Source organism: Sphingomonas cannabina, assembly GCF_021391395.1.
Lineage (GTDB): Bacteria > Pseudomonadota > Alphaproteobacteria > Sphingomonadales > Sphingomonadaceae > Sphingomonas > Sphingomonas cannabina.
The window spans coordinates 592,268-614,723 of record NZ_CP090059.1 but is presented as its reverse complement, the minus strand read 5'-3'; the positions used below and the strand labels follow the sequence as shown (position 1 = coordinate 614,723).

Here is a 22,456-nt window from a genome sequence, read left to right as displayed (position 1 = left end):
AATGGGAGAAATGCCTCCGCCGCGCGTTGACGCCGCCATGTCTCCGGCCATTTCCGCCTCGCATCACCGCCGCGGCACCCTTGCCGCGATCGGCCTGATCGCGGTTTGCTTCGCGGGCAGCACGCTGCTCACGCCGCTCTATGCCTTTTACGAGGCGCGGTTCGACTTCTCGCCGGCGGTGCTGACGATCGTCTATGCCGCCTATGTGATCGGCAATGCCGGTGCGCTGCTGTTCCTGGGGCGGCTATCCGACCGGATCGGGCGGCGGCCGATCGCCTTCGCGGCGCTCGCGCTGGCCGCGGTCGCGACGCTGCTGTTCCTGGTGGCGCGCGATACCGCCTGGCTGTTCGCCGGACGGGTGGTGAGCGGGTTCGCGGTCGGGCTGGGATCGGGGACCGGCACGGCCTGGCTGGTCGACCTCCGTCCCGACGAACGCCCCCATGCGACGCTGCTCGCCGCCGAGGCCAATACCGGCGGGATCGGTACCGGGCCGCTGGTGGCGGGCATCCTCGCCGCCTGGGCGCCGATGCCTCTGGTGATTCCCTTCCTCGTCTATGGCGGGGCGCTGGCGCTGGTTGCCGTTGCGGTGATGCGGTCGGGCGAGACGGTGGCACGCCGGGCGCCAACCGCCGACCTGTTCCGACCGCAGCTCGCCCTGCCTACAGGGTCGCGCGGCGCCTTCGTCGCGCCGGCGGTGACGGGGTTCGTGATATTCGCCTTCGTCGGCTTCTACGCGGCGCTGCTGCCGTCGATCCTGCGCCAGTCGATGGGGATCGTCAGCCCTGCGGTCGGCGGAGCGATCCTGGCCGAGCTGTTCACGGTCGCGATGGTGGCGATGGCGACGACGCGCCGGATCGCCAGCCGTACCGCGATGATCGCCGGGCTGGCGACGATCGTGCCGGGGCTGGCGCTGCTGGTGGCGGCGCAGGCGGCCCATTCGCCGGCGCTGCTGATCGTCGGCACCGCCTGCGGCGGGGTGACGCTGGCGCTCGGCTATCGCGGCAGCCTTGAGGTGGTCAATGTGATCGCGCCGCCCGATCATCGCTCCGGCGTCGTCTCCGCCTACCTCCTCGTCGGCTTCGCGGGCAATTCGATCCCGGTGATCGGGGTCGGCGTCGCGACGATGGCGTTCGGCGCGGTGGCGGCGAGCGAGATCTTCGCGGGGGTGATGCTGGTGCTGGCGCTGGTCGGGCTGGTGGCGGGGCTGCGCTACGCGCCGCCGCGATAGGCGGGCAGCGCGAGCTTCCATGTGATCGCGGCGGCGCGGAGCGCGAAGCCGGCGAGCGCGGCGACGGCCGCGGCGACGAACAGCGGGACGCCCGCCAGCACCAGGCCGACGTAGAGCGCCGAGGCAAGCGCGGCGGCGGTGACGTAGAGCTCCGGCCGCATCAGGATCGAGGGCTCCTGCGCCAGCACGTCGCGGATGATGCCGCCGACGCAGGCGGTGACCACGCCCATCAGCGCCGCCGGCACCGGCGGGACGCCATGGTCGAGCGACTTGGCGGCGCCGAACACGGCATAGGCGGCGAGCCCGGCCGCGTCGAACCAGTCGAGCGCCTTGCCGTGCCACCAATGCTGCGGCGTCACCCAGATGAGCAGCGCGACGCCGAGGCACACCGCCGCGACCCACGAATCGTGCACCCAGAACACCGGCGCGCCGATCAGCAGGTCGCGCACCGATCCGCCGCCGACACCGGTGATCAGCGCGAAGAAGGCGGCGGTGACCATCGTCTGCGTGCGCCGCGCCGCCGCCAGCGCGCCGGTGGCGGCGAACACGGCGATGCCGAACAGGTCCAGCCACGGGAGGATCGGGCCGAGCTGGGAGGGAATGGGGGTCACGCGGGGGAGAGTAGAGGCTATGCGGTTCAGATTGAAGCAGTGTCGGTGCTCCTGCGAAAGCGGGAGCTTGGCCGCAAGCGAGGTCCCCGCGATCCAGGGCTCCTGCCTTCGCAGGAGCACGCTTGCGGCTCATCACCGCGCCTGCGGAACGCCGACGCGCCCTACCCCCGAAGTATAGTCGATAACCGATGCGGGGTAGCGGTAAGGGCTCGTTAATCGGATCGGCTCAGCCTTTCCTCGTGCTCGATCATGTTCGGAAAGGTTTCATGCCGTACTCTCTGCCTGCCCTGTCGGCATCGGATACGCCGCCGGTCGCGCGGCTGGCGAGGCTGCTGGTCATGGCGAGCGGCATCGCTTTCGGGGCGACGCTGCTGACGGCGCTTGTCGCGCCGTCTTCCTGGAGCATGTGGGCCGCGCTTTCCGTGTTCATGGCGGTCACGGGCGTGCAGGCGTGGCTTTACCTGCATGTCGCGGTGGTGCCGGTGCGGGATGGGGTCAGGAGCCGATAGGTCTCGGCAGCCGTCATGGGCAAAGCCCATGACGTCGGTCGGCGCTGTGGCGCCGCCGGCCGATTTGAGCCGAGGTTCGCTCGGAATTAGCTTTCGCTAATTCCTTGCCGGCTCAAATGTGTATCGGCTTCCCTCTCACCGCCATCGCCGCTTCCTTGATCGCCTCGCTGTGCGTCGGATGGGCGTGGCAGGTGTAGGCGATGTCCTCGGACGTCGCGCCGAACTCCATCGCCTGCGCGGCCTGGGCGATCATCGTGCCGGCGACGCTGGCGATGCACCAGACGCCGAGCACGCGGTCGGTCTTGGCATCCGCGATCACCTTCACGAAGCCGTCGGGCTCGTGGTTGGTCTTGGCGCGCGAGTTGCCGAGCATCGGGAACTTGCCGACCTTGACCTCGCCCCGCTCCTTCGCCGCCTCTTCGGTGAGGCCGACGCCGGCGATCTCGGGCCAGGTGTAGACCACCGACGGGATCACGTCGTGGTTCACGATGCCGTGCTGGCCGGCGATGTTCTCGGCGACCGCGATGCCCTCGTCCTCGGCCTTGTGCGCGAGCATCGGGCCGGGGACGACGTCGCCGATCGCCCAGATGCCGTCGACCGAGGTGCGGAAGTCGTGGTCGATCTCGATCTGGCCGCGCTGGTTGGTCGAAAGGCCCGCCTTGTCGAGCGCGAGGCCGTCGGTGTTCGGGCGGCGGCCGATCGAGACCAGCACCGCGTCCGCCTCGATCGTCTCGGCCGCGCCGCCGGCGGCAGGCTCGACCGTCAGCGTCGCCTTCTTGCCCTTGACCGCGACGCCGGTGACCTTGGTCGACAGGCGGAACTCGAGGCCCTGCTTCTTCATGATCTTGTTGGCTTCCTTGCGGACGTCACCGTCGAAGCCGGGCAGGATCTGGTCGAGGAACTCGACCACCGTCACCTTGGCGCCGAGACGCCGCCACACGCTGCCGAGCTCGAGCCCGATCACGCCGCCGCCGATGACGACGAGATGCTCGGGGACCTTGGCCAGCTCGAGCGCGCCGGTCGAATCGACCACCACGCCCTTGGCATTGTCGATCTCGACGCCCGGCAGCGGGGTCACCGACGAGCCGGTGGCGATGACGACGTTCTTGGCGGTGACGGTCTGATCGCCGACCTTGACGGTGTGCGCGTCCTCGAACGCCGCGCGGCCCTTGAGCCAGGTGACCTTGTTCTTCTTGAACAGGAACTCGATGCCGCCGGTGAGCTGCTTGACCGCGTCCTTGCGCTGGCCGTGCATCGTGTCGAGGTCGAGCTCGGGCTTCACCTTGATGCCGAGCTTGGCGAAGGTGCCGTTGGCGGCGGCGTCGTAATATTCGGAGGCGTGGAGCATCGCCTTGGACGGGATGCAGCCGACGTTGAGGCAGGTGCCGCCCAGCGTCTCGCGGCTCTCGGCGCAGGCGGTACGCAGCCCGAGCTGCGCGGCGCGGATCGCGGCGACATAGCCGCCGGGGCCGGCGCCGATCACGAGGACGTCATAGTCGTACTGGTCTGCCATTCTTCTTCTCCGTGCCCCGGCGAAGGCCGGGGCCCAGTTGCGAGACGTTATGTGTCGAGCGTCCCGCGGGGGTTACAACCTGCGCCGAAGCTGGGCCCCGGCCTTCGCCGGGGCACAGGTGATTACAGGTCGATCAGAATCCGCGTCGGGTCCTCGATCGCGTTCTTGAGCGCGACCAGGAAGGTCACCGCCTCGCGGCCGTCGACCAGGCGGTGGTCGTAGCTCAATGCGAGATACATCATCGGGCGGATCACGATCTGGCCGTCGCGGACCACCGGGCGGTCCTCGATGCGGTGGAGGCCGAGCACCGCCGACTGCGGCGGGTTGATGATCGGGGTCGACAAGAGCGAGCCGAACACGCCGCCGTTGGAGATGGTGAAGGTGCCGCCCTTCATCTCCTCCATCTTGAGCGTGCCGTCCTTGGCGCGCTTACCGAAGTCGCCGATCGTCTTCTCGATGTCGGCGATCGACAGCTTGTCGGCGTCGCGCACGACCGGCACCACCAGGCCCTGCGGCGCCGACACCGCGACCGAGATGTCGGCATAGTCGTGGTAGACGATCTCCTCGCCGTCGATCTGGGCGTTGACCGCCGGCACGTCCTTGAGCGCGAGGCAGGCGGCCTTGGCGAAGAAGCCCATGAAGCCCAGGCGGACGCTGTGCTTCTTCTCGAACAGATCCTTGTAGCGGGTGCGCGCCTCGATCACCGCCGTCATGTCGACGTCGTTGAACGTCGTCAGCATCGCCGCAGTGTTCTGCGCTTCCTTGAGGCGCTTGGCGATGGTCTGGCGGAGGCGCGTCATGCGGACGCGCTCCTCGCGACGCTCGCCAGCCGGCGCGGCCGAGGGAGCCGGCGCAGGCGCCGGAGCAGCGGCCGGAGCCGCGGGCTGCGCGGCAGCGGCGAGCACGTCGTCCTTGGTGATGCGGCCGTCCTTGCCGGTGCCGGTGACCGTCGCCGGATCGACGCCGGTCTCGAGCACCGCGCGGCGCACCGAGGGCGACAGCGCGGCGGGTGCGTCACTGCTCGCGGCCGGGGCCGGGGCGGGTGCGGGAGTCGGCGCCGGAGCAGCAGCCGGCGCCGGAGCGGGCGCCGGCGCGGCAGCCGCGCCGCCGCCAGCCTCGACCACGCCGATCGTCGCGCCGACCGCGACGGTGTCGCCGACCTTCACGCCATGCGCGCCCATCACGCCGTCGACCGGCGAGGGCACTTCCACCGAGACCTTGTCGGTCTCCAGGCTGGCGACCGGCTCGTCGGCCTTGACCGGGTCACCCGGCTGCTTGAGCCATTCGCCGAGCGTCGCCTCGGTGATCGATTCGCCGAGCGTCGGTACCTTGATTTCGGTCGCCATCGGTCCTTCTTCCTCATTGTGCCCCGGCGAAGGCCGGGGCCCAGATGCGAGCCGTTCGAGGCGAACGTCCCGCGTTATCCATCCGTCGCCGCAGCTGGGCCCCGGCCTTCGCCGGGGCACGGCAGCGCGTAGCGGCTACCCCTTCTTCGTCCGCCGAATCTCTTCGCGGACATTGTGGCCGAGCGCGTCGGCGACGAGCGCGGCCTGTTCGAGCTGGTGGCGCTTCATCAGGCCGGTCGCCGGCGAGGCGGCGGCGGCGCGGCCGGCGTAGCGCGGGCGCGCGACCGGCGCCTTGGCGGTCGCCAGCACTTCCTCGAGCAGCGGCGCGGCGAAGAACCAGGCGCCGTTGTTCTTCGGCTCCTCCTGCGCCCACACCACGTCCTCGAGCTTCGGCATCTTCGCGATCCGCGCGGCGAGCGGCTCGCCGGGGAAGGGATAGAGCTGCTCGAGGCGGACGATCTGGGTGGCCTTGTCGCCGGCGGCGTCGCGCGCCTCCATCAGGTCGTAGGCGACCTTGCCCGAGCACAGCACCAGCCGCTTGGTGTCGGCATCGGCCGGGGCGTTGGGGTCCGACAGCAGACGGCGGAAATGGCTGTCGCCGAGGAAGTCCTCCGCCTTCGACACCGCGAGCTTGTGGCGCAGCAGCGACTTGGGCGTGAACACGATCAGCGGCTTGCGGAAGGTGCGGTGCATCTGCCGGCGCAGCAGGTGGAAATAATTGGCCGGCGTGGTGCAGTTGGCGACCTGGAGATTGTCCTGCGCGCAGAGCTGGAGGAAGCGCTCCAGCCGCGCCGAGCTATGCTCCGGCCCCTGCCCCTCGTAGCCATGCGGCAGCAGCATCACCAGGCCGTTGGCGCGCAGCCACTTGGCCTCGCCCGCGGCGATGAACTGGTCGATCATGATCTGCGCGCCGTTGGCGAAATCGCCGAACTGCGCCTCCCACATCACCAGCGTCTTGGGGTCGGCCAGCGCATAGCCGTATTCGAAGCCGAGCACGCCATATTCGGAGAGCGGGCTGTCGAGCACCTCGAACCGGCCGTGCTCGACGGTGGAGAGCGGCACGTACTTGTGCTCGTCGGTCTGGTCGACCCACACCGCGTGGCGCTGCGAGAAGGTGCCGCGGCCCGAATCCTGGCCCGACAGGCGGACGCCATAGCCTTCCGACAGCAGCGCGCCGAACGCCAGCGCCTCGCCGGTCGCCCAGTCGAAATTCTCGCCCGACTTGAACATCTCGCGCTTGGCGTCGAGCACGCGGCCGAGCGTCTTGTGGATGGCGAGTCCCTCGGGGACGGTGGTCAGCGTGCGGCCGAGCGCGTCGAACAGCTTCTTGTCGATGCCGGTCTCGACGTTGCGGCGCGCGCTCTCGGCGTCCGCGGGCGCGTGGAGGCCCGACCAGCGGCCGGCGAACCAGTCGGCCTTGTTGGGCTTGTAGCTGGCGCCCGCCTCGAACTCGCCTTCGAGCAGCAGGGTGAATTCCTTCACCTGCTCGTCGACCCACGCCTGGTCGACGACGCCCTCCTGGATCAGGCGCTCGCCATAGACCTTGCTGACGTCGGGATGCTTACGGATCGCGGCGTACATCAGCGGCTGGGTGAACGACGGCTCGTCGCCCTCGTTGTGGCCGAAGCGGCGGTAGCACCACATGTCGATGACGACGTCGCGGTGGAAGCGCTGGCGGAACTCGATCGCCATCTTGCAGGCGAAGGTCACCGCCTCCGGATCGTCACCGTTGACGTGGAACACCGGCGCCTGGACGCCCTTGGCCACGTCGCTCGGATAGGGCGAGCTGCGCGCGAACTGCGGGCTGGTGGTGAAGCCGATCTGGTTGTTGATGACGAAATGGATGCAGCCGCCGGTGTTGTAGCCGCGCAGCCCCGAGAAGCCGAAGCATTCCCAGACGATCCCCTGCCCCGCGAAGGCCGCGTCGCCGTGGATCAGCACCGGCAGCGAGCCGGTGTGCTGCTCGAGGTCGTTGGCGAGCGTCTGGATCGCGCGGGTCTTGCCGAGCACCACCGGATCCTCGGCCTCGAGATGCGAGGGGTTGGCGACCAGCGACATATGGACGCTGATCCCGTCGAACTCGCGGTCGGTGGAGGTGCCGAGATGGTACTTGACGTCGCCCGAGCCACCGATGTCGTCGGGATTGTCCGACCCGCCGGCGAATTCGTGGAAGACGACGCGATAGGGCTTGCCCATCACGTTGGTCAGCACGTTGAGGCGGCCGCGGTGCGCCATGCCGAACACGATCTCGCGCACGCCGTACTGGCCGCCGTACTTGATGACCGATTCGAGCGCCGGGATCATCGCCTCGCCGCCGTCGAGGCCGAAGCGCTTGGTGCCGACGTATTTCTTGCCGAGGAACTTCTCGTACTGCTCGGCCTGGATCACCTTGGTCAGGATCGCGCGCTTGCCCTCGGGCGTGAACTCGATCGCCTTGTCCTTGCCCTCCATGCGCTCCTGGAGGAAGCGGCGCTCCTCGACGTCGGAGATATGCATGTATTCGAGGCCGACGTTGCCGCAGTAGTTGGCGCGCAGGATATCGACGATCTCGCGGATCGTCGCCGTCTCCAGGCCGAGCGCGCCGCCGAGATAGACCGGGCGGTCGATGTCGGCGTCGGTGAAGCCGTGGTATTCGGTGCGGAGGTCCTCCGGCATCTCGCGCTTGGAGAGGCCGAGCGGGTCGAGGTTGGCGGCGAGATGACCGCGCACGCGATAGGTGCGGATCAGCATCATCGCACGGATCGAATCGTCGGCCGCCTTGCGGATATCGGCGAGCGCCGGAGCGGCGGCGGGGGCCGCGGCGGCCGGAGCGGGCTTGCCGCCCTTCGCCGGCGCGGGCGCAGGTTCCATCTGCGTCGGATCGAGCGCCGCCGTCAGCGAATCGGTATCCTTGGGCGGCCAGGCGGGATTGGCCCAGCTCGGGCCGCTCACCGTGCTCTCCAGCCCCTCGAACCACTGGCGCCAGCCCGGCTCGACGCTGTTCGGGTCCGCCTTGAAACGCGCATAGAGCGTCTCGACGAACGCGGGGGAGACGCCTCCGGCGATCTCGCTGAAATCCTGGCCTTCGTAGCCCATTTACCTTCTCCATCCCTCTCCCCTTGTGGGAGAGGGTTGCGCAGACTTGGGTCGCGCCCTTGCGCGGCCCTAGTCGGAGCTGGGTGAGGGGAAAGCGCTTGCACTTGCAAGCGCGCGAGGCTCCGCCTCGCTACCCCTCATCCAACCTTCGCTAGGCAGCAAGCTGCCAAGCTCCGGTATCCTTCTCCCACAAGGGGAGAAGGTTTGACCGTTAACCCTTCAGCACCTCGACCAGCGTGGTGCCGAGCTCCGACGGCGAATCCGCGACGCGGATGCCCGCCGCTTCCATCGCCGCGATCTTGTCCTCGGCGCCGCCCTTGCCGCCCGAGACGATCGCGCCGGCGTGGCCCATGCGGCGGCCCGGAGGCGCGGTGCGGCCGGCGATGAAGCCGACCATCGGCTTGCTTCGGCCGCGCCTGGCCTCATCCTTGAGGAACTGCGCCGCTTCCTCCTCGGCCGAGCCGCCGATCTCGCCGATCATGATGATCGACTGGGTGGCGTCGTCGGCGAGGAACAGCTCGAGCACGTCGATGAAGTTGGTGCCGTTGACCGGATCGCCGCCGATGCCGACCGCGGTGGTCTGGCCGAGCCCCGCATTGGTGGTCTGGAACACGGCCTCATAGGTAAGCGTGCCCGAGCGGCTTACAACGCCCACCGATCCCTTGGAGAAGATCGAGCCCGGCATGATGCCGATCTTGCACTCGCCCGGGGTCAGCACGCCGGGGCAGTTGGGGCCGATCAGCCGGGTCTTGGAACCCGACAGGGCGCGCTTGACCTTGACCATGTCGAGCACCGGAATGCCTTCGGTGATGCACACCACCAGCGGCACCTCGGCGTCGATCGCCTCGAGGATCGAGTCGGCGGCGAAGGGCGGCGGCACGTAGATCACGCTCGCGCTGGCGCCGGTCTTGGACACCGCCTCGGCGACGGTGTCGAACACGGGGAGGCCGATGTGCTCGGTGCCGCCCTTTCCGGGGGTGACGCCGGCGACCATCTGAGTCCCATAGGCCAGCGCCTGCTGGGTGTGGAAGGTGCCGGTCTCACCGGTCATGCCCTGGGTGATGACCTTGGTGCTCTTGTCGACGAGGATGCTCATTCGTTTGTCAGCCCTCAATTGTGCCCCGGCGAAGGCCGGGGCCCAGTTCGGAAAGCGTCAGCCGTTTGCGATCGACGGGTAGAGGTCTTCCCAGTCCGGGTTCGGCCCCTCGATCTCCCGCAGTTTCCAGCTCCGTTTCCACTCCTTCATTCGTTTCTCGCGCAATCGCGCTTCTTCCAGGCTGTCGTAGGCCTCGTACCAGACGAGGATGTGACAGCGATGTTCCTTCGTGAACCCGTCGGCGACCCCGTTGCGGTGCTGCCAGATGCGCTGCGGGAGATTGCTCGTCGATCCGATATAGATCGTCCCGTTGCGCTGGCTGGCGACAATGTAGACGAAGCCGCGTTTCTCCAATCGCATGCTCCCGGCAGCTGGGCCCCGGCCTTCGCCGGGGCACGGGGATCAGTTCAGGCTCGCGTCGATTCCCTTGCAGGCCACCAGCAGCTCCTTGACCGCGTCGACCGAGACCTGGAGGTTGGCCTTGGCCTCGTCGCTGAGCGCGATCTCGACCACCTTCTCGACGCCGCCCGCGCCGATGATGCACGGCACGCCGACGTAGAGGTCGTCGACGCCGTACTGGCCGGTGAGGTGCACCGCCGCCGGCAGCACGCGCTTCTGGTCGTAGAGGTAGCTCTCCGCCATCGCGATCGCGCTGGTCGCCGGGGCGTAATAGGCCGAGCCGGTCTTCAGCAGCGCGACGATCTCGCCGCCGCCGCCGCGGGTGCGCTTGACGATCTCGTCGATACGCTCCTTGGTCGAGAAGCCCATCTTGATCATGTCGCTGACCGGGATGCCGCTGACGGTCGAATATTCGAGCACCGGCACCATCGTGTCGCCATGGCCGCCGAGCACGAACGAATTGACGTCCTGCACCGAGACGTTGAACTCCTCGGCGAGGAAGGTGGTGAAGCGCGCCGAATCGAGCACGCCGGCCATGCCGACCACCTTCTGATGCGGGAGACCCGAGAACTCGCGCAGCGCCCACACCATCGCGTCGAGCGGGTTGGTGATGCAGATCACGAACGCGTCGGGCGCGTTCTGCGCGATGCCCTCGCCGACCGCCTTCATGACCTTGAGGTTGATACCGAGCAGGTCGTCACGGCTCATGCCCGGCTTACGGGCGACGCCGGCGGTCACGATGATCACGTCGGCGCCGGCGATGTCGGCATAGTCGTTGGAGCCGGTGATCTTCGCGTCGAAGCCCTCGACCGGACCGCACTGCGACAGATCAAGCGCCTTGCCCTGGGGCACGCCCTCGACGACGTCGAACAGCACGATGTCGCCGAGTCCCTTGAGCGCGGCGAGATGGGCGAGCGTGCCGCCGATGTTGCCGGCGCCGATCAGCGCGATCTTCTTGCGAGCCATGCGGGTCTCCTGAACTGGCGCGCAATGACGACCGGCGCGCGGAATCGGGCGCGGCATAGGCCGATCCCCGCGGCAGGGCAACCCTTAGATCGGACGAGTTAACACTTTTTAATGCAAATCGTTCGCAGTATCAATAACGTTCCGCGGCGAGATAGTCGTCGGAGCCCATCTCGCGCAGGCGGCTCACCGTGCGGGCGAATTCGAAGCTGCCGTCGCCCGACTGGTAGAGCTGCTCGGGCTCGGCATCGGCGGCGGCAAGCAGCTTGACCTTGTGCTCGTAGAGGGCGTCGATCAGCGTGACGAAGCGCGCCGCCTCGTTGCGGTTCTCGGGCCCGAGCTTCTGGATGCCGACCAGGATCACGGTATGGAAATGCCGTGCGATCGCGAGATAATCCGCCGCCCCGCGCGGCTCGCCGCACAGGCGCTTGAACGAGAAGACCGCGACGCCCTTCAAGCTCTTGGGCACGTGCAGCGTGCGGCCGCCGGGGACGGGCAGCTCCTCCGACGGCACGTTGGCGCGGTCCTCGACCGGATAGTCGGTCAGGCGGAAGAAGGCGGCGGAGAGCGTCGCGGTCGCTTCGGGTCCGTTGGGAACCAGCCAGGTCTTCATCGTGCCGAGGCGGTCGAGCCGGTAATCGACGGGGCCGTTCAGCGCCATCACGTCCATCTTCTCGCCGATCAGGTCGATGAAGGGCAGGAACAGCTCGCGGTTGAGGCCGTCCTTGTAGAGGTCGCGCGGCGGCCGGTTGGAGGTAGCGACCACCGTCAGTCCGCGCGCGAACATCTCGGTGAACAGGCGCGAGAGGATCGCGGCGTCGGCGGTGTTGTTGACCACCAACTCGTCGAAGGCGAGCAGGCGCACCTCGTCGGTCAGCGCCTCGGCGACCGGCCGGATCGGGTCGCCCTTCTCCTTGGCGCGCTCGACGCGCAGGCGATCGTGCACCTCGGCCATGAACTCGTGGAAATGGACGCGACGCTTCCTGCGGATATCGAGGCAGCCGAAGAACAGGTCCATCAGCATCGACTTGCCGCGCCCGACGCCGCCCCAGAGGTAAAGGCCCTTGGGTGCCTCCGGCTTGCGGCCGAAGCGCCAGAGGACGCTGCCGCGCTTGGGCTGCGCTTCCAGCTCGGTCGCGAGCTGGTCGAGCCGGCGGGCGGCGGCGGCCTGCGCTGGATCGGCGCGAAGCTCGCCGGCCACGACCAGCGCTTCGTAGCGAGGAAGGAGCTTGCTCATGCGCGCGCCTCCCGCGCCCCGGCGAAGGCCGGGGCCCAGTTGCGGGCCGGTCGGAGCTGGGCCCCGGCCTTCGCCGGGGCACGAGTGGTCATTTCGGCGTGCTCTTCCTCAGCGTGCCCGAGAAGGCGGCGATCTTGTCGCTCCCCTGGACGATGATGCCGCGGACGAACAGCATCCGGCCGGTCTCGCGCAGCAGCTCGACCTGAGCCTCGATCGGCTCACCGATCGCCGCGCCGCCGATGAACTGGGCCGAAAGGTCGAGCGTCACCGCGCCGCCCGCATTCAGCACCCCGAAGCCGCGGCAGCCGGCGAACATCGCGACGTCGATGAAGCCGAGCAGCGCGCCGCCATGGACATGATCGCGCAGGTTCGAGTGGCGATGCTCGGGCATCATCCGCACCCGCGCGATTCCGCCGTCGACGCGGACCGAGAGGGGGCCGAGCAGCGTGTTGAAGCGCGTGGGGTCGGTCGCCTTCCACAGCTTCCAGCCCGGCTGGTCGGGATCGTCCTCGTAGCTGAAGAAGGGGGGCTGCTCGCTCACGCGGTTCAGATGACCCGCTCGGCTTCCATCTTCTTGATCTCGGCGATCGCCTTGGCGGGCGAGAGGCCCTTGGGGCAGACGTTCGCGCAGTTCATGATCGTGTGGCAGCGGTAGAGGCGGAACGGGTCCTCGAGCGCGTCGAGGCGCTCGCCGGTCATCTCGTCGCGGCTGTCGGCGAGCCAGCGATAGGCCTGGAGCAGGATCGCCGGGCCGAGGAAGCGGTCGGAGTTCCACCAATAGCTCGGGCACGAGGTCGAGCAGCAGGCGCACAGGATGCACTCGTAGAGGCCGTCGAGCTTCTCGCGATCCTCCGGCGACTGCAGCCGCTCCTTGCCGGCGGGCGGCGGCGTGACCGTCTGCAGCCACGGCTTGATCGAGGCGTACTGCGCGTAGAAATGGGTGAAGTCGGGCACCAGGTCCTTGATCACGTCCATCGCCGGCAGCGGGGTGATGCGGATCTCGCCCTTGATGTCCTCGATCGCGGTGGTGCAGGCGAGGCCGTTGCGCCCGTCCATGTTCATCGAGCACGAGCCGCAGATGCCCTCGCGGCACGAACGGCGGAAGGTGAGGCTGGGGTCGATCTCCGACTTGATCTTGATCAGCGCGTCGAGGACCATCGGGCCGCACTGGTCGAGGTCGATCTCGAACGTGTCGTAGCGCGGATTCTCGCCGCTGTCGGGATCGTAGCGGTAGATCTTGAAGCGCTTCACCCGCTTGGCCTCGGGCGCGGCCTTGTGCTCCTTGCCCTTCTTGATCGTCGAATTCGTGGGGAGCGTGAACTGCGCCATCGAACGTCCTTACGCCGCTGATTCCGGGGCACCCGGACGGGCGCCCCACTCGAGATTGCGGGTCAGGTACATGATCGAGGCCAACGCCGCAAACAGGAGAAGCGATCCGATCAGCAGCGAATAGGCTTCGAGGCTCAAGAGCACATAGAGCACGGCATAGAGCGCCACCAGCAGGCCGGCGATGAAGCCCGCGCGGCGGCGGCTTTTCAGCACCGCGGCCGAATAGGCGGTCAAGAGGCCGATGATCATGGCGGCGGCGAGCAGATAGGCCGGCGTGAAGCCGATCACCTCGGCGAAGGCGAGCAGCATGACGAAGAACAGCACCAGCCCCGCGCCGACCAGCAGATATTCGGCTGCCGACACGCGCACCCCGCCGACCACGTCGAACAACAGGAAGGCCATGAAGGTGAAGCCGATGAACAGGAAGCCGTATTTCACGCTGCGGTTGACCTGGGAATAGAGGTCGACCGGGGTGATCAGCGTGACGCTGGCCTGATGGTCGCCGGCGACATTGCCGACGTCATAGGTCTCGCGCGCCTGGCTGGGCTCCGCCGGGGCATTGGTGCCGACCAGCGCGGTTCCCAGCGCGAGGTTGCCGACGCGCCAGCTGGCGGCGAATCCGTCCTTGGTGAGGCTGTGGCCGGTCGGCAGGAAGCCGCCCTGGAAGCTCGGATGCTGCCACGGCGAGGTCACCCGCCAACGCGTGTCGCCGGCACGCGGCGACAGGGTGAGGCTGCCGTTGCCGCGGAAATCGAAGGCGAATTGCGTCACGAGCGGACGGCCGCGGATCGCGCTGGCGTCGATGGGGGCGAAGAAGCCCGAGCCGCCGGTCTCGCGCGGCCCCTTGCCGGGCTGGAGCGCGCGCGTCTGTCCGTCAACCGTCACGCTCGGCGGCGGGCCGTAGAGGCCGCGGGCGTCACTGAGGCCGAAGCGCAGCTCGGCGCGGTCATAGGCGAGCGTGTCGGCGCTGACGCCATAGCGGGCGAGATCGGCCGGCAGGGCAAAGCGCGCGCTGCCCTCGTTGCGCGCCGAATAGACCACCACCTCGTAGATCGAGCGCTTGCGCCGCTCGGGGGCCAGCGAGGACTTGAGGTCGGCGACGTCGGGCGCGATCTCGAGCTCACGCCACACGCGGTTGACGCGGGTGACCTGGCGACCGCCTTCGGTCACCGTCTCGGTGGCGTCGGTCTGATAGGGGATGACCAGCACCGGCCCTGCGATCGTCTGCGGCCCGCCCCAGCCCTCCGCGATCGAGGCGGTCGCGGTGCGCGACTGCGACTCGCGGTCGTAGACCAGCAGATAGACGGTGAAGAGCGGGACCGCGAGCAGCGCCGCGACGAGGATGGCGAAGGCGAGCTTGGCACCAGGGCTGCGCTCGGCGCGGTCGGTGAAGGCCATTGCGGGCATTTCCTGTCGACGAAGCGTGCATTTCCATAGATGAGTCGTTGCGAGGGTCAACCCGGATGCGGTGAGTTGAGCAGTGAACACGGGGTTTGCCGGGCGACGTTCGGCTTGGGGCGGAGAAATGGGTTCACGCAGAGGCGCAGAGGACGCGGAGATACGTCGCCTGCCGCACGCTCAGCCGCGCCAGCGGCCTTCATGGTTGGCGCTTGCCACAGGTTGAAAGGTCTCGCTGACGCGAGACGAGGGCTACAGGCGAGACACCTCTGCGTCCTCTGCGCCTCTGCGTGAACCCTCTTTTCAACGCCTCAGCGCGCCGGCCGGTTGCCGCAGAGCACAGGTGCACTGCCGGTGACGCTGCAGGTGGCGGGGCCATTCACCCGGATGGTGCCGTTACCCAGCGCGGCGATGGTGGCGGTGTTGCGCGCGGTGAAGCTCGAATCGCCCGCGCTCTGGGCGGCGACGGTGAGCGTGCCGGCGCTGAGGCCCTCGGCATCGATGGTGCCGGCGCCGTTGGTCTGGAAACGCGCGTCGCGAGCCTTGCCGGCGAGGACGAGTGCGCCGGTGCCGATCAGGCTGGCGCTGAGCTGGTCGGCGTCGATCGCGCCGACGCGGATCGTGCCTGCGCCGGTCAGCGAGAGGGCGACGCGCTGGCCCGACATGCTCGTCACGGTCAACTGCCCGCCGCCGGTTACCGCGGCGGCGCGGAGCATCGGCACCGTCGCGATCACCTTCGGCACGGACCGGGTCGCACCGGGATAGCCGCCCCAGCTGTTGACGTTGGACGACACCACCAACGTGGTGCCCTCGACCTCGACCCGGACTCCTTCGAGCGCGCGCCGATCGCCCTCCGCGTGCGCCGCGGCGCTACGGCCGGTGGTCACCTCGACCTCAAACGGCCCTTCGACGCGGATGCGCTCGAAGCCGGAGAGCATGAAGCTGCGTTCGTCGGCAGCCGCCGGCGCGGTGACCAGCAGAAGCGCCAGGGGTGCGAACCGGATCATGGCCGCAGGCTTCGCACCCCGCACGGTCTCAGGCAAGCCGCGTCAGCTGCCGCAGCGGACCTCGCCCGAGCCCATCTTGCTGGTGCTGCAATGGGCGTTCGGTCCCAGATCGACGTCGCCCGAGCCCATCAGCGATACCTCGGCCTGGCCGCTGATGTTGGCATGGACGCCGCCGGAGCCGGCGATCGACACGTCGGCGGTCGAGGCCTTGAGGCCCGGCGCATCGACGTCGCCCGACCCGGCGATCGACACCTTCATGCGGGCGGCCTGGCCGCTGGCCTTGAGGTCGCCCGAGCCCGCGATGGAGAGGTCGGCGGTGTTCACCCCGAGCTCCCCGATGGTGAGATTGCCCGAGCCCGCGATCGATCCGTCGAAGTCGCCCCCGGCGACGCGATCGACGGTCATGTCGCCCGATCCGGCGACGCTGGCGCCCTTCATCGCCGGCATGGTGACATAGACCCTGACGCCCTTGCCGTGGTGGTCGCCCCAGTTGAAGCCGTTCTGGTTGACGCGGCCGACCTTGAGCGTGGTGCCGTCCTTGCGGATGTCGAGCTTGTCGAGTTCCTCGATCGGCCCCTCGGCGCGGACCGAGAAGGCAGGGCCGACCTTGACGTCGACGTCGTCGAAGCCGCGCAGGTCGACATGGTCGAAGCCGGCGACCTGGAAGCTGCGCGAGGCGCCCGAACCGCTGGCGCTCACCTTGCTGCCGCTGTCGTTGCCCATCGCCACCGACCCGCACGCCGCGAGCGGCAGCGCCGCCAGTACGATCATCACCTTGCGCATCGACCCGTCTCCCGATTGTGTATTGCTACAGTAATACACGCGTTCGACTACAAGTGCAAACGAAAAGGGGCGGCCGTTGCCGGCCGCCCCTTCGCTGTTTCATTCAGATGCCCGCCGTTCAGGCGACCGCCTTGTCCTTGGCATGAGCCGGTGCGGCCTTGCGCAGGATCTCGAGGATCTTCTCGAGCGCCTTGGGCTCGTCGACCTGCTCCATCGCCGCGAGCTCGCGGGCGAGGCGCGAGGCCGCCGCCTCGAAGATCTGGCGCTCAGAATAGCTCTGCTCGGGCTGGTCGTCGGGCCGGAACAGGTCGCGGACCACCTCGGCGATCGACACCAGGTCGCCCGAGTTGATCTTCGCCTCATATTCCTGCGCGCGGCGCGACCACATGGTGCGCTTGACCTTGGGCTTGCCCTTCAGCGTCTCGAGCGCTTCCTTGAGCGTCTTGTCCGAGGACAGCTTGCGCATGCCGACGCTCTCGGCCTTGTTGGTCGGAACACGGAGCGTCATGCGCTCCTTCTCGAAACGCAGCACATAGAGTTCGAGGCTGGTGCCCGCGATTTCCTGCTTCTGGAGCTCGATGACACGGCCGACACCGTGCTTGGGGTAAACGACATAATCGCCGACGTCGAAGGACAGCGCCTTTGCAGCCATTGCTGAGAAGCCTTTCCGTGGTACATGCCCCGAGTAATCGAAAGCCGTACGCCTCGCGGGAGCGAAACGAACGGCGCTGGGTCGGGGCGGGTGTTCTTACGTCTCCGGGCGAAGAGCGAATCCAATCGTCTCCGTCGACTCCTATTTAACATGCTCGCAATAAAATTACCAGCCCGCTGTCACATTCGACGTGCAGTTCGTGACAGATTTGCGTCGAATCGGGCCGATTCCAAGGCTTCCGGGCGGAAGCTGCGATCGATAGCAAGCGAATCTATGGTGTTTGCCGTTTGGAAATGCGCCTTACGGCGCATTTCGGCGGCGCCGGGAATCCTCAGTCGCCCTGGCCGGGCTCGGGCGAGAAATATTTGTCGTACTTGCCGGTCTCGCCCTTGTGCTCGTCGGCGTCGGCGGGGGTCTGGTCGCCCTTGCGGGTGACGTTCGGCCACTGCGCGGAGAAGGTGCTGTTCAGCTCCAGCCATTGCTCGAGGCCGCTCTCGGTGTCGGGCAGGATCGCCTCGGCCGGGCATTCGGGCTCGCACACGCCGCAGTCGATGCATTCGTTGGGGTTGATGACGAGCATGTTCTCGCCCTCGTAGAAGCAGTCGACGGGACAGACCTCGACGCAGTCCATGTACTTGCAGCGGATGCAGGCATCGGTGACGACGTAGGTCATTCCATCAACTCCTTCGAACGGCGCCCTCGCTATGCAAGCGGGATTGCGTCGTCAATCGGCGGCGGCTTGCTGCGAGACGTTCTCAGCTAGGTCGGTGTAGCAGCCTCTTGCTTCGCTCGCCGGACCGCGGCGTGCCGGCAGCGCCTCGATCCGGATCACGCGGACGCGACCGTGGAGCGGAAAGGTCAGCACATTGCCGACGCGGACCGGCGCCGCCGCCTTCTCCACAACGCGCTCGTCGATGCGAAGGTGCCGCGCCTCGGCCACCTCCTGGGCGAAGCTCCGCGTCTTCGCGAGGCGCGCGAACCAGAGATATTTATCGAGCCGCATCGTCGACGCCGGCTCAGCCATGGCCGAGATCCAGATCGGCCAGCGCGGCGAAGGCGTTGCTGCGGCGGGACGGCGCATCCACCTTCGGGCGGGGCTGCGGACGGCCGCGCCAGGCCCATTGCGGTGGCCCTTCCCCGTTCGCGACGCTCCGGAAGCCGAGGCGTGCCATCAGCTTGGCGAGCGTATCCGGCGTGACGCCGATCGATGTGGCGAGCGCGGGATCGGGGACGAAGGGCTTGCGGCCGGCGCGCGCGTCGTGCGCGGCGCGGGCGAGCCGCTCGACCAGGTCGACACGGACCTGCTGGCTGCCAACACGGCGGAAGCCGGCGAGCGGCGTGCCTCCCCTGGCGACGCTCGCGCCCGGCGGCGGCAACGTCACCGCAACATCGCGCGCACCGAGCAGCGCCGCGCGCCACGCCGCCGCGGTCGGCTTGAGCAGGCGCGGGTCGAACAGGTCGAGCGTGCCGACGGTGATGCCGAGCTTGCGCAGGAACTTGCGTGCGATCGGGTCCAGCGCCTCGACATCGGGCACGGCGGTGCGCTCGGCGAGTCCGCCGGCATCGGCAAGCGCGGCGGCGGTGGCGCGCAGCGCGCCGGGCGCATCAGGATCGCGCACCAGCCGGTCGAGCCGGGCGAGCGCCGGTGTCAGACGTCGTGTCTCCGATTCCACCCATTGCGCCAGCCGCGCCGCCACGGCTTCGCGAGCGGGCTTGTCGAGCCTGTCGAGCGCGCGGTCGAGCCGGATGCGCGGGCGCGTGAGCTCAGGACCGGCGGTGAGCCGCGCCACCTCGTTCCCGTTCCACAGAAGCGCTGTCCCTTCGAGCGCGAGCGCCGCATCGGATACCTCGGCCAGCGCCCGGCCGCGCTTGGCAAGCTCGCCGCCCAGCCGCTTCTCGGCCGCGGCGAGCAGGATGCGCTTGTCGGTCGCCCGCGCGTCGGCGGCGACAGTGAAGCGGAAGCCCTCCAACCGGCCGATCGGATGGTCCTCGACCAGCACCTCGCCTTCCGGCCCGATCGTCACCGGCAGGGCGCTGGCGTCGGCGCCGATCGAGCGCAGCAGCGCGGTGGTGCGCTTGTCGACGAAGCGCTGGGTCAGTCGGTCGTGGAGGGCATCCGACAGCCTCGTCTCGAGCGCCTGCGCGCGCTCCTGCCAGTGGAGCGGCTCGGCGAGCCAGTCGGCGCGGTGGGCGATATAGGCCCAGCTGCGCGCGGCGGCGATGCGCGCCGCGATCGTCTCGACATCACCCGCGACATTGTCGAGCCGTGCGATCTCTTCGGCGAACCAGCGGTGCGGGACATGGCCGTCGCCCTCGGTCAGGTGCTGGAAGATGCGGCCGACGAAGCGGCTGTGCGGCTCGGGTCCGAGCTTGCGGAAATCGGGCAGGCCGCACGCCGCCCATAATCGGTCGACTCGGCCGCGCTCGCGGACCCACGGTTCGTCGGCAAGACGCTTCAGCACCGCAAGGTCGACCGCTTCGGGCGCGGGACGCAGGCCCGGCCGGTCCGGCTTCGCCTCCAGGCCGGCGATCAGCGCGTCGACGCTGGAGAGGTCGGGCTCCCCCTCGCGCCAGTAGAGGAAGTCGAGCGGCGGGAAGCGATGCTCCTCGATCGCCCGGACCTCCTCGGGGGTGAAGGCACCGGGCCCCTCCTCGTGCAGCGCGCCGAAGGTGCCGTCGCGCTGATGGCGCCCGGCGCGGCCGGCGATCTGCGCCATTTCCGAAACCGTGAGGCGGCGCTGCCGACGGCCGTCGAACTTGCTCAGCGAGGCGAAGGCGACATGCGCCACATCCATGTTGAGGCCCATGCCGATCGCATCGGTGGCGACGAGATAGTCGACCTCGCCGGCCTGGAACATCGCGACCTGGGCATTGCGGGTGCGAGGACTGAGCGCCCCCATCACCACCGCGGCGCCGCCGCGCAGACGGCGGAGCGCCTCGGCGACGGCATAGACCTCCTCCGCACTGAACGCGACGATCGCCGAGCGTTTTGGCAGGCGCGAGAGCTTTTTCGCGCCGGCATAGCTCAGCGTCGAGAAACGCGGACGCTCGATCACCTCGGCCTCGGGGACGAGGCTGCGCAACATCGGCTTCAGCGTCTCGGAGCCGAGGATCATGGTTTCGTCGCGGCCGCTGACGCGCAGGATGCGGTCGGTGAAGACATGACCGCGCTCGGGATCGGCACCGAGCTGCGCCTCGTCCAAGGCAACGAACCCGACCTCCCGATCGAGCGGCATCGATTCAGCCGTGCAGAGGAACCAGCGCGCGCCGGGCGGGACGATCCGCTCCTCGCCGGTGATCAGGGCGACCTGATGGTTGCCCTTGAGCCTGACGACGCGGTCATAGACCTCGCGCGCGAGCAGACGCAGCGGGAAGCCGATCATGCCGGAGGAATGACCGCACATCCGCTCTACCGCGAGATGGGTCTTGCCGGTGTTGGTCGGGCCCAGCACCGCCGTGATCGGGGAGCGCGCGAACGATGCCATCGCGATGCCCTACATCGGCGCGCACGGACGGTTCCGCAACCTTTGTCTTCCGGGAAATTCTGTAATTGAGTCCGATGCTTGGCTCGATCGCGGCGAGTCGGGCATTCCCGGTTCGTCCAGCATCAGGCACGATTCGTCGCAGCATCGCCCCGGCCGCGACGGGGTTAATTTGACTTTAGGGACTCCACGCCACAACCCTCACACCCGGGCCTGGGGTCGGCAGGCCGCAGATTTTGGGGTGGGGTGCGCATGTACTTGCGCAACGATCATGGGCTTGAGGGCGCAGGCGGCGCGACGGCGCTGTCGTTCGGTCGCGCATCCCCGGTGACGCCCCTCCCGAGCTTCCTCGAACGGCTGGGCGAGTGGTTCGCCCATGTCGAGCTGGTGCCGGACCTCGGCGCCGACATCGGCTCGCGCACCTGGTGGCGCGGCGCGGCGACCTGCGCGGCGCTGATCGCCGGCACCGTCGCCCTGTCGCCGGGTTTCAGCCGACCGCTCGCGGTGACCGCGCCGCCGGCGATGACCGGCAGCGACTATGACGAGACCCGCAGCCTCGCGATCACGCCGCTCGCGCTCGGCGCCAACAGCGGCAGGCGGCTGGGCGCGACCGGGCTGGTCAAGCCGCTCACCGACACGCCCGAACGCCCGATCATCGAGGCGACCGCGACGCTCGGCAGCGGCGAGGACTTCGCGGCGGTGCTGCGCCGCGCCGGCGTCGGGGCGCCGGAGGCGAATGCGGTGGCGGACATGGTCGCTGCGCGAATGAGCCTGGGCGAGTTGCGTCCCGGCACCCAGTTCGAGCTGACGCTCGGCCGCCGCCCGGACAAGGACGCGCCGCGCCCGCTCGAGAAGCTGGCGTTCCGCGCCAAGTTCGACCTCAATATTGAGGTCGCACGCAACGACGGCGCTCTCCAGCTCGCCGCCATGCCGATCGCGATCGACCATACGCCGCTGCGCATCCAGGGGCGCGCCGGTACCAGCCTCTATCGTTCGGCGCGCGCGGCCGGCGTGCCGGCCAAGGCGGTGGAGGCGTTCATCCGCTCGATCGCCTCGCGCATGCCGATCAGCCGCGTCGGCGCCGACGACCAGTTCGACATCATCGTCGAGCAGGCCAAGGCCGCGACCGGCGAGGTTCAGCTCGGCAAGCTGCTCTATGCCGGGCTCACCGGCGCGTCGAAGAAGCTCCAGCTCATGCGCTGGGAAGAGGACGGCAAGAGCCAGTGGTTCGATCCGCGCGGCATCGGGGCGACCACCCGCGGCGGCGCGGGGATGCCGGTGCAGGGGCGGCTGAGCTCCGGCTTCGGGATGCGCCGGCACCCGCTGCTCGGCTATATGCGGATGCACAAGGGGCTCGATATCGCCGCGCCCTATGGCGCGCCGATCCGCGCGGCGATGGCCGGCGTGGTGCAGATGGCGGGCCGCGCCGGCGGCTACGGCAATTTCGTCAAGCTATCCCATGCGGGCGGCATGGCGACCGGCTATGGCCATATGAGCAGAATCGCGGTGCGCGCCGGCCAGCGGGTGAGCCCGGGGCAGGTGATCGGCTATGTCGGCTCGACCGGGCTCTCGACCGGCCCGCACCTCCATTACGAGCTGACGAAGAACGGCGTGCCGATCAATCCGGGCAAGGTGACGTTCGAATCCGTCCAGAAGCTGAGCGGGCGCGACCTCGCCGAGTTCAAGAGCAAGTTCAACAAACTGATGTCGGTGAGCTCGGGCGGCAACTGAGGCCGCCGGTCATTCTCGACTGTCGCTGGAAACCCTTGTGCTCCTGCGAAAGCAGGAGCTTTGGCCACGGCTCCTGCCTTCGCAGGAGCACACGGAC

At 68.6% G+C, this 22,456-nt stretch carries 20 protein-coding genes; 3 read left to right on the top strand and 17 right to left on the bottom strand.

Features of this window, described 5'->3' with window-relative positions:
* The first annotated feature begins 10 nt into the window (after positions 1–10).
* The gene (locus LZK98_RS03075; protein WP_233784887.1) at positions 11–1,228 is read left to right on the top strand and encodes an MFS transporter; all 1,218 of its coding nucleotides are present in this window, start codon (positions 11–13) and stop codon (positions 1,226–1,228) included.
* On the opposite strand, the gene LZK98_RS03070 is transcribed toward LZK98_RS03075, so the two are convergent.
* On the bottom strand, positions 1,210–1,839 hold the full coding sequence (locus LZK98_RS03070) for a trimeric intracellular cation channel family protein (protein WP_233784886.1): 630 nt from the start codon (positions 1,837–1,839) through the stop codon (positions 1,210–1,212). The genes LZK98_RS03075 and LZK98_RS03070 overlap by 19 nt on opposite strands.
* Positions 1,840–2,105: 266 nt before the next feature.
* On the opposite strand from LZK98_RS03070, the gene LZK98_RS03065 reads away from it, so the two are divergent.
* Positions 2,106–2,348, top strand: coding sequence for a hypothetical protein (locus LZK98_RS03065; RefSeq protein ID WP_233784885.1), 243 nt, complete (start codon positions 2,106–2,108; stop codon positions 2,346–2,348).
* A gap of 112 nt (positions 2,349–2,460) precedes the next feature.
* Here LZK98_RS03065 and lpdA read toward each other — a convergent pair whose 3' ends face one another.
* The 16 genes from lpdA to LZK98_RS02985 all read right to left on the bottom strand — a co-directional run bounded on the left by lpdA (position 2,461) and on the right by LZK98_RS02985 (position 20,631).
* Positions 2,461–3,861 carry a dihydrolipoyl dehydrogenase gene (lpdA, locus tag LZK98_RS03060; RefSeq protein WP_233784884.1) on the bottom strand — a complete coding sequence of 467 codons (1,401 nt, stop codon included), beginning with the start codon at positions 3,859–3,861 and terminating at the stop codon, positions 2,461–2,463.
* Positions 3,862–3,983: 122 nt separating this feature from the next.
* Positions 3,984–5,207 carry a 2-oxoglutarate dehydrogenase complex dihydrolipoyllysine-residue succinyltransferase gene (gene odhB, locus LZK98_RS03055; protein ID WP_233784883.1) on the bottom strand — a complete coding sequence of 408 codons (1,224 nt, stop codon included), beginning with the start codon at positions 5,205–5,207 and terminating at the stop codon, positions 3,984–3,986.
* A gap of 135 nt (positions 5,208–5,342) precedes the next feature.
* Positions 5,343–8,282: a 2-oxoglutarate dehydrogenase E1 component gene (locus tag LZK98_RS03050; protein ID WP_233784882.1), complete on the bottom strand. Its 2,940-nt coding sequence runs from the start codon at positions 8,280–8,282 to the stop codon at positions 5,343–5,345.
* Between the two features lie 211 nt (positions 8,283–8,493).
* Positions 8,494–9,378 (bottom strand): succinate--CoA ligase subunit alpha, encoded by an 885-nt coding sequence (gene sucD, locus LZK98_RS03045; protein ID WP_233784881.1) that lies wholly within the window; start codon positions 9,376–9,378, stop codon positions 8,494–8,496.
* Positions 9,379–9,435: 57 nt separating this feature from the next.
* Positions 9,436–9,732 (bottom strand): GIY-YIG nuclease family protein, encoded by a 297-nt coding sequence (locus tag LZK98_RS03040; protein WP_233784880.1) that lies wholly within the window; start codon positions 9,730–9,732, stop codon positions 9,436–9,438.
* Between the two features lie 48 nt (positions 9,733–9,780).
* Complete coding sequence (gene mdh / locus LZK98_RS03035; RefSeq protein ID WP_233784879.1) at positions 9,781–10,743, bottom strand: malate dehydrogenase; 963 nt, start codon at positions 10,741–10,743, stop codon at positions 9,781–9,783.
* Positions 10,744–10,873: 130 nt separating this feature from the next.
* Positions 10,874–11,977 carry a cell division protein ZapE gene (gene zapE / locus LZK98_RS03030; protein ID WP_233784878.1) on the bottom strand — a complete coding sequence of 368 codons (1,104 nt, stop codon included), beginning with the start codon at positions 11,975–11,977 and terminating at the stop codon, positions 10,874–10,876.
* Positions 11,978–12,065: 88 nt separating this feature from the next.
* Entirely contained in the window at positions 12,066–12,518 is a 453-nt protein-coding gene (locus tag LZK98_RS03025; RefSeq protein WP_233784877.1) for a PaaI family thioesterase, read from the bottom strand.
* Positions 12,519–12,523: 5 nt separating this feature from the next.
* A complete protein-coding gene (locus LZK98_RS03020) occupies positions 12,524–13,306 on the bottom strand; it encodes a succinate dehydrogenase iron-sulfur subunit (RefSeq protein WP_233784876.1) in 783 nt (260 codons plus the stop codon).
* A gap of 9 nt (positions 13,307–13,315) precedes the next feature.
* The gene (creD, locus tag LZK98_RS03015; RefSeq protein ID WP_233784875.1) at positions 13,316–14,704 is read right to left on the bottom strand and encodes a cell envelope integrity protein CreD; all 1,389 of its coding nucleotides are present in this window, start codon (positions 14,702–14,704) and stop codon (positions 13,316–13,318) included.
* Between the two features lie 311 nt (positions 14,705–15,015).
* Positions 15,016–15,711 carry a head GIN domain-containing protein gene (locus tag LZK98_RS03010; protein ID WP_233784874.1) on the bottom strand — a complete coding sequence of 232 codons (696 nt, stop codon included), beginning with the start codon at positions 15,709–15,711 and terminating at the stop codon, positions 15,016–15,018.
* A gap of 42 nt (positions 15,712–15,753) precedes the next feature.
* Positions 15,754–16,494 carry a head GIN domain-containing protein gene (locus LZK98_RS03005; protein ID WP_233784873.1) on the bottom strand — a complete coding sequence of 247 codons (741 nt, stop codon included), beginning with the start codon at positions 16,492–16,494 and terminating at the stop codon, positions 15,754–15,756.
* Between the two features lie 118 nt (positions 16,495–16,612).
* On the bottom strand, positions 16,613–17,146 hold the full coding sequence (locus LZK98_RS03000; RefSeq protein WP_233784872.1) for a CarD family transcriptional regulator: 534 nt from the start codon (positions 17,144–17,146) through the stop codon (positions 16,613–16,615).
* 331 nt (positions 17,147–17,477) lie between these two features.
* A complete protein-coding gene (gene fdxA, locus LZK98_RS02995) occupies positions 17,478–17,819 on the bottom strand; it encodes a ferredoxin FdxA (protein WP_233784871.1) in 342 nt (113 codons plus the stop codon).
* Positions 17,820–17,870: 51 nt separating this feature from the next.
* The gene (locus LZK98_RS02990) at positions 17,871–18,170 is read right to left on the bottom strand and encodes an RNA-binding S4 domain-containing protein (protein ID WP_233784870.1); all 300 of its coding nucleotides are present in this window, start codon (positions 18,168–18,170) and stop codon (positions 17,871–17,873) included.
* Entirely contained in the window at positions 18,163–20,631 is a 2,469-nt protein-coding gene (locus LZK98_RS02985; protein WP_233784869.1) for a helicase-related protein, read from the bottom strand. Before LZK98_RS02985 ends, LZK98_RS02990 begins: the two co-directional genes overlap by 8 nt.
* Before the next feature lie 249 nt (positions 20,632–20,880).
* Between LZK98_RS02985 and LZK98_RS02980 the strand changes: the two genes are divergently transcribed.
* On the top strand, positions 20,881–22,359 hold the full coding sequence (locus LZK98_RS02980) for a M23 family metallopeptidase (RefSeq protein ID WP_233784868.1): 1,479 nt from the start codon (positions 20,881–20,883) through the stop codon (positions 22,357–22,359).
* Positions 22,360–22,456 lie beyond the last annotated feature (97 nt).

Excerpts from the sequence above, each read along its gene's own strand:
- mdh (WP_233784879.1), bottom strand. The coding sequence starts at position 10,743 with ATGGCTCGCAAGAAGATCGCGCTGATCGGCGCCGGCAACATCGGCGGC.
- LZK98_RS02985 (WP_233784869.1), bottom strand. The coding sequence starts at position 20,631 with ATGGCATCGTTCGCGCGCTCCCCGATCACGGCGGTGCTGGGCCCGACC.
- lpdA (WP_233784884.1), bottom strand. The coding sequence starts at position 3,861 with ATGGCAGACCAGTACGACTATGACGTCCTCGTGATCGGCGCCGGCCCC.
- zapE (WP_233784878.1), bottom strand. The coding sequence starts at position 11,977 with ATGAGCAAGCTCCTTCCTCGCTACGAAGCGCTGGTCGTGGCCGGCGAG.
- LZK98_RS03075 (WP_233784887.1), top strand. The coding sequence starts at position 11 with ATGCCTCCGCCGCGCGTTGACGCCGCCATGTCTCCGGCCATTTCCGCC.
- odhB (WP_233784883.1), bottom strand. The coding sequence starts at position 5,207 with ATGGCGACCGAAATCAAGGTACCGACGCTCGGCGAATCGATCACCGAG.
- creD (WP_233784875.1), bottom strand. The coding sequence starts at position 14,704 with ATGGCCTTCACCGACCGCGCCGAGCGCAGCCCTGGTGCCAAGCTCGCC.
- LZK98_RS03020 (WP_233784876.1), bottom strand. The coding sequence starts at position 13,306 with ATGGCGCAGTTCACGCTCCCCACGAATTCGACGATCAAGAAGGGCAAG.
- fdxA (WP_233784871.1), bottom strand. The coding sequence starts at position 17,819 with ATGACCTACGTCGTCACCGATGCCTGCATCCGCTGCAAGTACATGGAC.
- LZK98_RS03050 (WP_233784882.1), bottom strand. The coding sequence starts at position 8,282 with ATGGGCTACGAAGGCCAGGATTTCAGCGAGATCGCCGGAGGCGTCTCC.
- sucD (WP_233784881.1), bottom strand. The coding sequence starts at position 9,378 with ATGAGCATCCTCGTCGACAAGAGCACCAAGGTCATCACCCAGGGCATG.
- LZK98_RS03065 (WP_233784885.1), top strand. The coding sequence starts at position 2,106 with ATGCCGTACTCTCTGCCTGCCCTGTCGGCATCGGATACGCCGCCGGTC.
- LZK98_RS03010 (WP_233784874.1), bottom strand. The coding sequence starts at position 15,711 with ATGATCCGGTTCGCACCCCTGGCGCTTCTGCTGGTCACCGCGCCGGCG.
- LZK98_RS03000 (WP_233784872.1), bottom strand. The coding sequence starts at position 17,146 with ATGGCTGCAAAGGCGCTGTCCTTCGACGTCGGCGATTATGTCGTTTAC.
- LZK98_RS02980 (WP_233784868.1), top strand. The coding sequence starts at position 20,881 with ATGTACTTGCGCAACGATCATGGGCTTGAGGGCGCAGGCGGCGCGACG.
- LZK98_RS02990 (WP_233784870.1), bottom strand. The coding sequence starts at position 18,170 with ATGGCTGAGCCGGCGTCGACGATGCGGCTCGATAAATATCTCTGGTTC.
- LZK98_RS03005 (WP_233784873.1), bottom strand. The coding sequence starts at position 16,494 with ATGCGCAAGGTGATGATCGTACTGGCGGCGCTGCCGCTCGCGGCGTGC.